Origin of the sequence: Staphylococcus sp. HMSC069D12, assembly GCF_001810405.1 — a bacterium.
In the GTDB taxonomy this organism is placed as follows: domain Bacteria; phylum Bacillota; class Bacilli; order Staphylococcales; family Staphylococcaceae; genus Staphylococcus; species Staphylococcus haemolyticus.
On record NZ_KV801108.1, the window covers coordinates 159,105 to 173,041 of the forward strand.

At 33.8% G+C, this 13,937-nt stretch carries 8 protein-coding genes and 1 pseudogene; all 9 read left to right on the plus strand.

What is annotated here, in order from left to right:
• Window positions 1–215 precede the first annotated feature (215 nt).
• Window positions 216–2,753: a preprotein translocase subunit SecA gene (gene secA, locus HMPREF2737_RS06540; RefSeq protein ID WP_070650050.1), complete on the plus strand. Its 2,538-nt coding sequence runs from the start codon at window positions 216–218 to the stop codon at window positions 2,751–2,753.
• A gap of 103 nt (window positions 2,754–2,856) precedes the next feature.
• Window positions 2,857–3,973 (plus strand): peptide chain release factor 2 gene (prfB, locus tag HMPREF2737_RS06545; protein WP_110709505.1). Its coding sequence is split into 2 segments (ribosomal slippage): window positions 2,857–2,928 and window positions 2,930–3,973, totalling 1,116 coding nucleotides; the frame shifts between segments, so codons are not numbered across the junction.
• 259 nt (window positions 3,974–4,232) lie between these two features.
• Entirely contained in the window at window positions 4,233–5,090 is an 858-nt protein-coding gene (locus tag HMPREF2737_RS06550) for a COG3942 and LysM peptidoglycan-binding domain-containing protein (RefSeq protein WP_176743853.1), read from the plus strand.
• Window positions 5,091–5,488: 398 nt separating this feature from the next.
• Window positions 5,489–6,304: pseudogene (locus tag HMPREF2737_RS06555) on the plus strand (oxidoreductase).
• Between the two features lie 207 nt (window positions 6,305–6,511).
• A complete protein-coding gene (locus tag HMPREF2737_RS06560) occupies window positions 6,512–7,153 on the plus strand; it encodes a YfbR-like 5'-deoxynucleotidase (protein ID WP_037548811.1) in 642 nt (213 codons plus the stop codon).
• Between the two features lie 5 nt (window positions 7,154–7,158).
• Complete coding sequence (locus HMPREF2737_RS06565; protein ID WP_011276396.1) at window positions 7,159–7,386, plus strand: CsbA family protein; 228 nt, start codon at window positions 7,159–7,161, stop codon at window positions 7,384–7,386.
• Between the two features lie 451 nt (window positions 7,387–7,837).
• Window positions 7,838–9,823 (plus strand): excinuclease ABC subunit UvrB, encoded by a 1,986-nt coding sequence (gene uvrB, locus HMPREF2737_RS06570; protein ID WP_037548825.1) that lies wholly within the window; start codon window positions 7,838–7,840, stop codon window positions 9,821–9,823.
• A gap of 7 nt (window positions 9,824–9,830) precedes the next feature.
• Window positions 9,831–12,665 carry an excinuclease ABC subunit UvrA gene (uvrA, locus tag HMPREF2737_RS06575; RefSeq protein ID WP_037548838.1) on the plus strand — a complete coding sequence of 945 codons (2,835 nt, stop codon included), beginning with the start codon at window positions 9,831–9,833 and terminating at the stop codon, window positions 12,663–12,665.
• 336 nt (window positions 12,666–13,001) lie between these two features.
• Window positions 13,002–13,937, plus strand: coding sequence for an HPr(Ser) kinase/phosphatase (gene hprK, locus HMPREF2737_RS06580; RefSeq protein WP_011276393.1), 936 nt, complete (start codon window positions 13,002–13,004; stop codon window positions 13,935–13,937).

Consider the following 13,937-nt stretch of genomic DNA (forward strand, 5'->3'; position numbering starts at 1 on the left):
AATATCATGCTGTGCTAATGTAATGAGGTAATTGGATATTTAAATAATAAATTAGGCTTAGCGATTCAAATTAGGGGAAAAAGGAAATAAGTTATTTAAGTTGCGCACAATTAAGCGTCGCACTTATATGAGTATTTAAGTATAAATTCTAAAGTATAAATGATATGATAAACTGTTGTAAGCCAAACAGTTTTTAAGCTAAAGGAGCGGACGTAATGGGATTTTTATCAAAAATTGTTGACAGCAATAAAAAAGAAACTAAACGTCTAAGTAAAATAGCCGATGAAGTACTTTCATTAGAGGAAGATATGGCTATCTTAACTGATGAAGAAATTAAAAATAAGACGAAGCAATTTCAACAAGAAGTACAAGAAATTGAAGATGTAAAAAAACAAAATGACTATCTAGATAAAATCTTACCTCAAGCATATGCTTTAGTAAGAGAAGGGTCAAAACGTGTCTTTAATATGACACCTTATAAAGTGCAAGTAATGGGTGGTATCGCCATTCATAAAGGTGATATCGCTGAAATGAGAACCGGTGAAGGTAAAACTTTAACAGCGACGATGCCTACGTATTTAAATGCGCTTGCAGGTCGTGGTGTGCACGTAATCACAGTTAACGAATACTTATCTAGTGTTCAAAGTGAAGAAATGGCAGAGTTATATGAATTCTTAGGCCTAACTGTAGGATTAAATTTAAATAGTAAATCAACGAATGAAAAACGTGAAGCCTATGCTCAAGATATTACTTATAGTACGAATAATGAATTAGGATTTGATTATTTAAGAGATAATATGGTGAACTATGCCGAAGAGCGTGTAATGAGACCATTACATTTTGCAATCATCGATGAGGTAGACTCTATTTTAATTGATGAAGCTAGAACGCCTTTAATTATCTCTGGGGAAGCAGAAAAATCTACGTCATTATATACACAAGCAAATGTGTTCGCCAAAATGTTAAAAGCTGAAGATGATTATAAATATGATGAAAAGACAAAAGCAGTGCATTTAACTGAACAAGGTGCAGACAAAGCTGAACGTATGTTTAAAATTGAAAATTTATATGATGTACAGAATGTGGAAGTTATTAGTCACATTAATACAGCATTAAAAGCACACGTAACATTACAACGTGACGTGGACTACATGGTTGTTGATGGAGAAGTACTCATTGTTGACCAATTTACTGGACGTACAATGCCAGGTCGTCGTTTCTCTGAAGGGCTTCACCAAGCGATAGAAGCTAAAGAGGGAGTTAAAATTCAAAATGAATCGAAAACAATGGCATCCATTACTTTCCAAAACTATTTCCGTATGTATAATAAATTAGCTGGTATGACTGGTACTGCAAAAACAGAGGAAGAAGAATTCCGTAATATTTATAATATGACGGTTACACAAATTCCTACGAATAAACCTGTTCAACGTGATGATAAATCTGATTTAATTTACATTAGTCAAAAAGGTAAATTTGATGCAGTCGTTGAAGACGTAGTCGAAAAACATAAACAAGGTCAACCCGTTCTTTTAGGTACTGTTGCGGTTGAAACAAGTGAATATATCTCTAATTTACTTAAAGAACGTGGTATTAGACACGATGTATTAAACGCTAAAAACCACGAACGTGAAGCGGAAATTGTTGCAAATGCAGGACAAAAAGGTGCTGTGACAATAGCGACAAACATGGCTGGTCGTGGTACTGATATTAAACTAGGTGAAGGTGTAGAAGAAATTGGCGGTTTAGCAGTTATTGGTACTGAACGACATGAATCTAGACGTATAGATGACCAATTACGTGGTCGTTCTGGTCGTCAAGGTGATAGAGGGGATAGTCGTTTCTATTTATCACTTCAAGATGAATTAATGGTTCGTTTCGGTTCTGAAAGACTTCAAAAAATGATGAACCGTTTAGGCATGGATGATTCGACTCCTATTGAATCAAAAATGGTATCCCGCGCTGTTGAATCTGCTCAAAAACGTGTTGAAGGTAACAACTTTGATGCACGTAAACGTATACTTGAATACGATGAAGTGTTACGTAAGCAACGTGAAATTATCTACAATGAAAGAAACAATATTATCGATTCAGAGGATAGTTCACAATTAGTTAATGCAATGTTACGTTCTACATTACAACGTGGTGTGACCTATCATATAAGTGAAGAAGATGATAATCCTGACTACGCTCCGTTTATTAATTACGTTAATGATGTCTTTTTACAAGAAGGCGATCTTAAAGAAGAAGAAATTAACGGTAAAGATTCTGAAGACATCTTCGAAGTAGTTTGGTCTAAAATTGAAAAAGTATATGAAAGCCAAAAAGCCAAAATTGGTGACCAAATGGCTGAATTTGAGCGTATGATATTACTACGCTCTATAGATACTCACTGGACAGATCATATTGATACTATGGATCAATTACGTCAAGGTATCCATTTACGTTCATATGCACAACAAAATCCACTTCGTGATTATCAAAATGAAGGTCATGAGTTATTTGATATGATGATGCAAAATATTGAGGAAGATACATCTAAATTCATCCTTAAATCTGTAATTCAAGTTGATGAAGATATAGAAAGAGAGAAAACAACTGACTTTGGAACAGCTCAACATGTCTCTGCTGAAGATGGCAAAGAAAAAGCTAAAAAGCAACCTATTGTTAAAGGCGACAAAGTTGGTCGTAATGACCCATGTCCATGTGGTAGTGGCAAGAAATATAAAAATTGTCATGGAAAAGAAGAATAGGTTTTATGTTTAATAATAAGTGGGAGTTGTGAAAAAGAATTCACGCTCCTACTTTTTACATATCCTATCAAATATGAATTAGGTAAGAATAGGAGAGATAAATATGGAATTATCTGAAATTAAGCGAAATATAGATGAATATCGTAACAACTTAGCACAAATTAGGGGGTCTCTTTGACTTTGAAAATAAAGAGACAAATATTCAAGAATATGAAGAAATGATGACTGAACCTGACTTTTGGGATGATCAAAATAAAGCACAAGATGTTATTGATAAAAATAATGCATTAAAATCAGTTGTAAATGGTTATCATGAATTAGAAGAAGAAGTTGAGGATATGACGGCAACTTGGGAATTATTACAAGAAGAGTTAGATGATGATGTAAAGAGTGATTTAGAACAAAATGTTCTTGACTTCAAAGAGAAAGTTGATCAGTTTGAATTGCAATTATTATTAGATGGTCCACATGATGCGAATAATGCAATTTTAGAATTACATCCGGGTGCTGGTGGTACTGAATCACAAGACTGGGCTAGTATGTTACTACGTATGTACCAACGTTATGGTGAACAACAAGGGTTTAAAGTTGAAACTGTTGATTATTTACCAGGTGATGAAGCGGGCGTCAAAAGTGTCACATTGTTAATTAAAGGGCATAATGCGTATGGTTATTTAAAAGCCGAAAAAGGTGTTCATAGACTAGTTAGAATTTCTCCATTTGATTCATCTGGGCGCCGTCACACGTCATTTGCCTCATGTGATGTCATTCCGGAATTTAATAATGATGAAATTGAAATAGAAATTAATCCTGACGATATTACAGTAGATACATTTAGAGCATCAGGTGCTGGAGGTCAGCATATAAATAAAACAGAATCTGCAATTCGAATTACACACCATCCAACAGGCATCGTAGTCAATAACCAAAATGAACGTTCACAAATTAAAAACCGTGAAGCAGCGATGAAAATGTTAAAAGCTAAATTATACCAATTAAAATTAGAAGAGCAAGAACGTGAAATGGCTGAAATACGTGGTGAACAAAAAGAAATTGGTTGGGGAAGCCAAATTCGTTCATATGTTTTCCATCCTTATTCTATGGTAAAAGATCATCGAACAAATGAAGAGACTGGTAAAGTTGATGCAGTCATGGATGGGGAGATTGGACCATTTATTGAATCGTATTTAAGATATACAATGAATCAAAGTGACAATTAATGTAATAGAATTGAAAATAGGAGTGAGATAGAGTTCGTTTTGAATTCATTGTCTTACTCTTTATTTTTTGAGAATCTAAATAATAGCTAAGTAAATGTAAAATGTAATGTTATTTATTACTAGAGTATACAATTTCATATGTTATTTAAGCCCTTTTTAACCTTTATATTACAAGCCGATAACATTGAACTTCTACAAAATATGTTGTGCTACAGTATAAAAGAATAATAATATAAAACAACAAAGGAATGACAACATGATTAATAAGACTCTTACAGTAACATTGACTTCTATTGCAGCTTTAGCAGGTTTAAGTGGTTTAGCTAATGCACAAGAATATACAAATTCAACACATACAACTTCACAACAATCAAATACTTACAATAGTCAAGCGGAGCAAGAAACAAATCTAGGATTAACAAATAAAGATATCGTTAAAGTTAAAGCTGGTGATACATTATACCAAATTGCGTTATCACATCACTTATCACTTGAACAATTATATAACTTTAACCCAGGTGTAACTGCATTAATTCATCCAGGTGACTTAATTGCAGTAAGTGAAAAAGGTGCAGCAAAATTAGAAAATAAAGAGATCAATTATGCACAAACTTATGCAGAAACCACAGTATTTAATCAAAGAGATGTGGTACCTCAATCGCTAAGTGCTAGCACAACAAATGTGACTGGTTACAATATTGTACCTACAAGTGCACCTACAACTGCTACGCACGATTCATACCACTCATCAGTGAATACACCAGTATCGTATCAACATGTTACAACTGCCAATCAAGGTAACCGTTATAGTTTCGGAAATTGTACATACTATGCATTTGATCGACGACAACAATTAGGACGCTCAATTGGTAGTTATTGGGGTAATGCTAATAACTGGGCATACTCAGCAAAAAATGCCGGATTAACAGTAGATAATCGCCCAGAAGTAGGTGCTATTTTCCAAACAACTGCTGGTTATTATGGTCATGTAGGTGTCGTGGAACATGTTAATCAAGATGGATCAGTATATGTTTCAGAAATGAACTGGAATGGTCATTATAACCATGTTACAAATAGAACAATTACAAACACTTCGAGCTATAATTTTATTCACTAACAAGTTTATAGACATTATTTTTAATATATTCAGATGTCAGAGTTCAATGGCTATGCAATTTAGCATAGTTATTGAGCTCTTTTTTTGAATAATGCCGTTTTATAGAAATTTATAGGAAGATTAAACGAATTAGCGCGGCATAGTTAGAGCAAGGGGGGTATTTTATATAAATGGTTAGGAACCGCTTTCTGTACATTTTAGGAAAACAATCTAATCTTTAATTAAAATACTTATCACAATACATTCCTGTGTAACTAGTATATATTGGTTAATAAAAGAAAAATGAAATAATTGTTATGTATTGAAGTAAGCTCAATGTAAGCGAATTTTTAATAATAGATTTGTGCTTTTTACGTATAATCGTGTTTTCAAAATAGAATATAAAGATGGAACCGTTTATGGGAAAAGTCATTTTAATTACAGGAGCAACAAGTGGTATTGGTTATAAAACAGCAGAATATTTAGCAGTACAGGGAAATATAGTTTATGGCGCTAGTCGGTGGATAGAAAGTCTTGAAAACATAAAACAGGTGACCCCATTAAAATTAGATTTAACAAATGAAGATTCAATCAAAACGGCAATCGATACTATTATCGAAAACGAAGGAAGAATTGATGTACTCGTTAATAATGACGGTTATGGTTCATATGGTGCAATCGAAGATGTCACAATTGAATAAGCGAAACAGTAATTTGAAGTAAATATATTTAGTTGAGCACGTATTACACTGCTAGTTTTACCACATATGAGAGCACAAAAATCAGGACATATCATTAATATTTCATCTATGGGTGGACGACTTACAACTTATTTTGGCGCTTGGTATCATGCTACGAAATATGCATTAGAAGCCTTTAGCGATTCTTTACGAATGGAAGTAGAGGAATTCGGGATAGAAGTATCTATTATTGAACCAGGTGGGATTAAAACAGATTGGGGGATCATCGCTGCTGATAAACTAGCTGATTCTGTAAAAGGCGGTGCCTATGAAGCTACTGCGATGAAAGTGACTCAAAGTATGAAAAAGCAATATCATTCTAATATGCTTTCAAATCCAATGGTAGTAACAAAAGCGATTGCAAAAGCAATAGATAGTAATAAACCTAAACCACGTTATCTAACAGGATTTGCAGCTAAATCCTTTGAATTTTTACATGCTATATTGCCAACCAAGGTATTTGATAAAATGATGAAAGCTTCAAATTCAATTTAACGAATCGTAATATAATCATTCGACAAATTGTATACATAAGACACCTCGATAGTTCATTTAAGCGTGAAACTATGCTGAGGGTCTTATTTTTTATACTTTTTCAACATTTTACAATGTATAAAGAATTGACACTTCTCATAGAAATGTTGATTGATATAATAAATGTAAGTATAATCTTTATTTAACAGAGTATGGAGGTAAGGTAAAATGGGTGTTCATCAATACTTTAAGAGACTTTCTGATTTAGAGAAATTAATTCGCTTACCAGGTAAATTTAAATATTTTGAACATAATGTTGCTGCTCACTCTTTTAAAGTTACCAAGATTGCACAATATTTAGCGACTGTAGAAGAACATCATGGTAATACTATTGATTGGAAAAGTTTATATGAAAAAGCACTGAATCATGATTTTGCCGAAGTATTTACTGGTGACATTAAAACACCAGTGAAGTACGCTAAAACGGAATTGAAAATGTTGTTTTCTCAAGTTGAACAAGATATGGTGGACACGTTTATTAATGAAGAAATACCTGAACCTTATAAAGATATTTATCGAGAACGACTACAAGAGGGGAAAGATGATTCGTTAGAGGGTCAAATTTTATCTGTAGCCGACAAAATTGATTTATTGTATGAAACGTTCGGCGAAATACAGAAACGTAATCCCGAGGACTTATTCTTTGAAATTTATGAACACAGCTTGGAAACAATCATGCAATTTGATCACTTAAGTTCTGTTCAAGATTTCATAGAAAATGTCATACCTGAAATGCTAACTGAAAACTTCATTCCTCGAGCAGAATTGCGAGAAACTACAATGGCGATTTTAAATCGAATAAATGGGTGAGATAAATGATTTGGTACGCTTTAGCTGCATTTTTTCCATGTGTATTAGTCGTGTTGTTTAGTGTCATAACTCGAAGTAAATGGGTGGGTGTTATTGTGACATTGATTTTGATAGCTGCTTCAATTTACAAAGGATTCTTTCATAATGAATGGATAATCTTTATCGATGTAGTATCCCTATTAGCTGGATATGTCATTATAGATAACCTTGAATTTCATAAGCATCAAGACTAAATACTATCAAACAGAACTTTTGAATGTTACTGTAAGTTGATTTATAGTGTAAATGCACAATTTGTCCAGATGGAAGTAAAATTTAAAGCATATTTAAGAGCGGGCACCATTAAATTGTATATGAATAAATCACACGCATTAGTGGAATATTAAATAATAATAAATGATTTTGAAAATACAAACGTAAGCGAACAAACGTTTGTATTTTTATTTATATATTTGATAAAATAGCCTTATGTGAGAATACTATACAAATAATAGGAAATTATTAAGTGAATGAATTTATGATTTTCACTTAAAGAGGTCATTTAAATTATTTCAGTAGAATTTTTATTAAGAATAAAGATACAATTTAAAACAAATCATTGTTAAATTTTCATACATCATTTATTTACACCAAAGTTTCAAATAAATAGTTAAGAATGCTTAATTCAAGGAGGCGCTTATCAGAATGGTGGAACATTACCCGTTTAAATTGAATTCTGAGTTTGATCCACAAGGGGACCAACCACAAGCAATAGAGAAAATAGTCAAAGGTGTTAAAGAAGGAAAGCGTCATCAAACGCTTTTAGGTGCCACTGGTACAGGTAAGACATTTACAATGAGTAATGTTATTAAAGAAGTGGGGAAACCAACGCTCATCATTGCACACAATAAAACATTAGCGGGACAACTGTATAGTGAGTTTAAGGAATTCTTTCCTGAAAATAGAGTAGAATACTTTGTTAGTTACTATGATTACTATCAACCAGAAGCCTATGTACCTTCAACAGACACGTTTATTGAGAAAGATGCCTCAATTAATGACGAAATTGACCAACTACGACATTCTGCCACAAGTGCATTATTTGAACGTGATGATGTCATTATCATTGCCAGTGTCAGCTGTATCTATGGTTTAGGTAATCCGGAAGAATATAAAAATTTAGTAGTAAGTGTTCGAGTTGGTATGGAAATGGATCGAAGTGAACTGCTTCGTAAACTCGTAGACGTACAATATTCTAGAAATGATATTGATTTCCAACGTGGTACATTTAGAGTACGTGGCGACGTGGTTGAAATTTTCCCAGCCTCACGTGAAGAAATGTGTATTCGTGTTGAATTTTTTGGCGATGAAATTGATCGTATTCGAGAAGTTAATTATTTAACGGGAGAAGTCATTCGCGAACGTGAACATTTCGCGATTTTCCCGGCGTCTCACTTCGTAACACGAGAAGAAAAAATGAAGATTGCCATAGAGCGTATTGAGAAGGAATTAGAAGAGCGATTAAAAGAATTAAAAAATGAGAATAAGCTATTAGAAGCACAACGTCTAGAGCAACGAACGAATTATGATTTAGAAATGATGAGAGAAATGGGATTCTGTTCGGGTATCGAGAACTATTCTGTACATCTAACGTTAAGACCTTTAGGTTCAACACCTTATACGTTACTAGATTATTTCGGTGATGACTGGTTAGTAATGATCGATGAGTCTCACGTTACATTGCCACAAATAAGAGGGATGTTTAACGGTGACCGTGCGCGTAAGCAAGTGTTAGTAGATCATGGTTTCCGATTACCTAGTGCTATGGATAACCGACCATTAAAATTTGAGGAGTTTGAACAAAAAACGAATCAGTTGGTATATGTATCAGCTACACCAGGACCTTATGAGATTGAACATACCGATGAAATGATTGAACAAATTATTCGTCCTACTGGTCTTTTAGATCCTAAAATTGACGTTCGACCAACTAAAAATCAAATTGATGATTTACTTAGTGAAATTCAAGAACGTATTGATAGAGATGAACGTGTCTTAGTCACAACGTTAACTAAAAAAATGAGTGAGGATTTAACGACATACATGAAAGAAGCGGGTATAAAAGTAAATTACCTACACTCAGAGATTAAAACGTTAGAACGTATTGAAATTATTCGTGACTTAAGAATGGGAACGTATGATGTTGTTGTCGGTATCAATCTATTAAGAGAGGGAATTGATATACCGGAAGTTTCATTAGTTGTTATTTTAGATGCAGATAAAGAAGGTTTCTTGCGCTCAAACCGCTCATTAATCCAAACGATAGGTCGTGCTGCACGAAATGAGAAAGGTGAAGTGATTATGTATGCCGATAAAATTACCGATTCAATGCAGTATGCGCTTGATGAAACGCAAAGACGTCGTGATATACAAATGGCACATAATGAAAAATATGGAATCACACCTAAAACAATTAATAAGAAAATTCATGATGTTATTAGTGCCACGGTTGATAATGATGAAACAAATGAAAAACAACAAACCGAATTACCTAAGAAAATGACTAAAAAAGAAAGACAAAAAACAATTGAAAATATAGAAAAAGAAATGAAAAAAGCAGCTAAAGATTTAGAGTTTGAAAAAGCAACAGAACTAAGAGATATGTTATTTGAATTAAAAGCAGAAGGGTGACAGTTAAATGAAGGGACCAAGTATTGTAGTAAAGGGTGCACGTGTACATAACTTAAAAGACGTAGACATTGAACTTCCAAAAAATAAATTAATTGTTATGACAGGGCTATCTGGGTCAGGTAAATCATCTTTAGCATTCGATACAATTTATGCTGAAGGTCAAAGACGTTATGTAGAATCATTAAGTGCATACGCGCGTCAATTTTTGGGGCAGATGGATAAACCAGATGTTGATACGATAGAGGGATTATCACCAGCTATTTCAATTGACCAAAAGACGACAAGTAAAAATCCTCGATCAACAGTAGCAACGGTAACGGAGATTTATGATTATATTCGTTTGTTATACGCACGAATAGGCAAGCCATATTGTCCTAATCATAATATTGAAATTGAATCTCAAACTGTGCAACAAATGGTTGATCGCATTTTAGAGCTTGAAGAACGCACTAAAATTCAAATTTTAGCGCCAGTTGTTTCTCATAGAAAAGGTAGTCATGAGAAACTTATCTCAGATATTGGTAAAAAAGGCTATGTACGTCTTAGAGTTGACGGCGATATTGTCGATGTCAATGAGGTTCCAGAATTAGATAAAAATAAAAACCATACTATCGAGGTAGTCATAGACCGTTTGGTAGTTAAAGATGGTATTGAAACACGTTTAGCAGATTCAATTGAGACAGGTTTAGAATTAGCTGATGGCAATATTACTGTCGATGTAATTGATGGAGAGGACCTTAAATTTTCTGAGAATCATGCTTGCCCAATTTGCGGGTTCTCTATTGGTGAATTAGAACCTAGAATGTTTAGTTTCAATAGTCCGTTTGGTGCTTGTCCAACTTGTGATGGTTTAGGTCAAAGATTAACGGTCGATCTTGATTTGGTAGTTCCAGACCCTAATAAGACTCTAAATGAAGGTGCGATTGAACCATGGGAACCTACGAGTTCAGATTTTTACCCAACTTTATTAAAACGCGTATGTGAAGTATATAAAATAAATATGGATAAGCCATATAAAAAGTTGACTGATAGACAGAAAAACATATTAATGAATGGTTCAGGTGATAAAGAAATTGATTTTTCTTTTCACAGTCGTAACGGTGGGACACGTCATAGAAGAATGAAATTCGAGGGTGTTGTTCCCAACATTGACCGTCGTTATCATGAATCACCATCGGAATATACACGTGAAGTAATGAGTAAATACATGACTAAACTGCCTTGCGAAACTTGTCACGGTAAACGTTTGAGTAAAGAAGCGTTATCTGTTTACGTTGGTGGATATAATATTGGAGAAGTAGTTGAATATTCTATCAAGAATGCATTAAATTACTATGAAAATATCGAGCTTTCAGAACAAGATAGAGCTATTGCAAATCAAATTTTAAAAGAAATCATTTCAAGATTGTCATTTCTAAATAATGTTGGATTAGAATATTTAACACTTAATCGTGCGTCAGGTACTCTTTCTGGTGGTGAAGCACAACGTATTCGATTAGCGACACAAATCGGTTCACGCTTAACAGGGGTACTTTATGTGCTTGACGAACCCTCTATTGGTTTACACCAACGTGATAATGATCGTTTGATAAGTACTTTAAAAGAAATGCGAGATTTGGGCAATACACTTATTGTTGTTGAACATGATGATGACACTATGCGAGCAGCTGATTATCTCGTAGATGTCGGTCCTGGTGCAGGTAATTATGGTGGTGAAATCGTCTCTAGTGGTACGCCAAGTAAAGTCATGAAAGATAAGAAATCTTTAACAGGACAATATTTAAGCGGTAAGAAACATATCGACGTTCCTGAACATCGTCGAGAAGTAATTGATCGCAAAATTAGTATCAAAGGTGCACGAAGTAATAACTTAAAAGGTGTAGATGTAGATATTCCATTGTCTGTAATGACAGTTGTAACAGGTGTGTCTGGTTCAGGTAAAAGTTCACTAGTTAATGAAGTATTATATAAATCATTAGCTCAAAAAATAAATAAATCTAAAGTTAAACCGGGTGCCTTTGATAGCATTGAAGGTATTGATCAATTAGATAAAATTATTGATATTGACCAATCTCCTATCGGTAGAACGCCACGTTCTAATCCAGCCACTTATACTGGCGTATTTGATGATATACGTGATGTATTTGCTCAAACTAATGAAGCGAAAATTCGTGGTTATCAAAAAGGACGCTTTAGCTTTAATGTTAAAGGTGGACGTTGTGAAGCTTGTAAAGGTGATGGCATTATTAAAATTGAAATGCACTTTTTACCTGATGTGTATGTTCCATGCGAAGTTTGTGATGGGAAGCGCTATAACCGTGAAACATTAGAAGTGACTTATAAAGGTAAGAATATTGCTGAAGTGCTTGAAATGACAGTCGAAGAAGCAACGTATTTCTTTGAAAACATTCCTAAAATACATCGTAAATTACAAACACTTGTAGATGTTGGTTTAGGTTACATCACGCTTGGACAACAAGCTACAACTCTATCAGGAGGAGAAGCACAACGTGTTAAATTAGCATCTGAATTGCATAAACGTTCAACTGGTCGTTCCATCTATATTCTTGATGAACCTACAACTGGTTTGCATGTCGATGATATTAGTCGTTTGCTAAAAGTGCTTAATCGTCTAGTTGAGAACGGGGATACTGTTGTGATTATTGAACATAATCTAGATGTCATTAAAACAGCAGATCATATTATTGATCTAGGACCTGAAGGTGGCGATGGTGGTGGTACACTAGTTGCTACTGGTACACCGGAAGAGATTGCAAATGTAGAATCATCATACACAGGTAAATATTTAAAAACGGTACTTGAACGAGATAAAGTTGAATAAATTGAAATATAGATTTTGAAAATTAATAGTAATTTAAGGGATCATAGGCATCTCGCATTAAATGACTTAACTGAGAATACGCTCACATCGAGCTTTTCTCAGTTTTTTTAATAACATAACATTAAACCCAACAAAGGGAATTGTAATAAGAAATTCAATAAGTGAGGTTAAGTGATTTAATACAAACTGTATGTTGTTCCCTTAATCATTTAAAAGCAATCTAAGGTGTATATGAAACAAATATAATAGGATTTCTTCTTTTTTATATTAATCTTGTCTTTATTTTTGATATGATAATAGGTGAATGAATTCAAGTGAAAATTTTGAGGTGAACTCATGTTAACGACAGAGAAATTAGTCAAATTACTTAAATTAGAATTGTTTACGGGTGAAAAAGGATTACATAAACCTATTAAAAATACGGATATTTCTAGACCAGGTCTAGAAATGGCTGGATATTTTTCACACTATGCTGCAGACCGCATTCAATTACTAGGTACTACAGAATTATCGTTTTATAATTTATTACCAGACGAGGAACGTCATGGACGTATGAGAAAATTATGTCGTCCTGAAACACCTGCAATTATTGTGACAAGAGGATTAGAACCTCCGCAAGAGCTGATTGATGCCGCTCAAGAAATGGATACACCACTAATCGTATCAAAGGATGCAACTACAAGTTTAATGAGTCGATTAACGACATTCCTTGAACATGAATTAGCTAAGACAACATCATTACATGGTGTATTAGTCGATGTTTATGGTGTGGGTGTGTTAATCACTGGAGATTCTGGTATAGGTAAAAGTGAGACTGCACTTGAATTAGTGAAAAGAGGTCATCGACTCGTAGCTGATGATAACGTAGAAATTCGTGAAATAACTAAAGATGAATTAATAGGGACACCACCTAAATTAATTGAGCACTTATTAGAAATTAGGGGTCTCGGTATCATCAATGTCATGACATTATTTGGAGCGGGGTCAATCCTCACACAAAAACAAATTCGTCTTAACATTAACCTTGAAAATTGGGATAAAGATAAACTGTATGACCGAGTTGGATTGAATGAAGAAACATTACAAATTCTTGATACAGAAATCACTAAAAAAACAATTCCTGTAAGACCAGGACGAAATGTTGCAGTCATTATAGAAGTCGCAGCAATGAATTATCGTTTAAATATAATGGGGATTAATACAGCTGAAGAATTTAATCAACGTTTAAATGAAGAAATCTTAAAAAAAGGTCATCAAAGCAAGGAGAACTAA

Bases quoted from the DNA above. Each gene is read 5' to 3' on its own strand.
- hprK (WP_011276393.1), top strand. From the start codon at position 13,002: ATGTTAACGACAGAGAAATTAGTCAAATTACTTAAATTAGAATTGTTT.
- uvrB (WP_037548825.1), top strand. From the start codon at position 7,838: ATGGTGGAACATTACCCGTTTAAATTGAATTCTGAGTTTGATCCACAA.
- HMPREF2737_RS06565 (WP_011276396.1), top strand. From the start codon at position 7,159: ATGATTTGGTACGCTTTAGCTGCATTTTTTCCATGTGTATTAGTCGTG.
- secA (WP_070650050.1), top strand. From the start codon at position 216: ATGGGATTTTTATCAAAAATTGTTGACAGCAATAAAAAAGAAACTAAA.
- HMPREF2737_RS06560 (WP_037548811.1), top strand. From the start codon at position 6,512: ATGGGTGTTCATCAATACTTTAAGAGACTTTCTGATTTAGAGAAATTA.
- uvrA (WP_037548838.1), top strand. From the start codon at position 9,831: ATGAAGGGACCAAGTATTGTAGTAAAGGGTGCACGTGTACATAACTTA.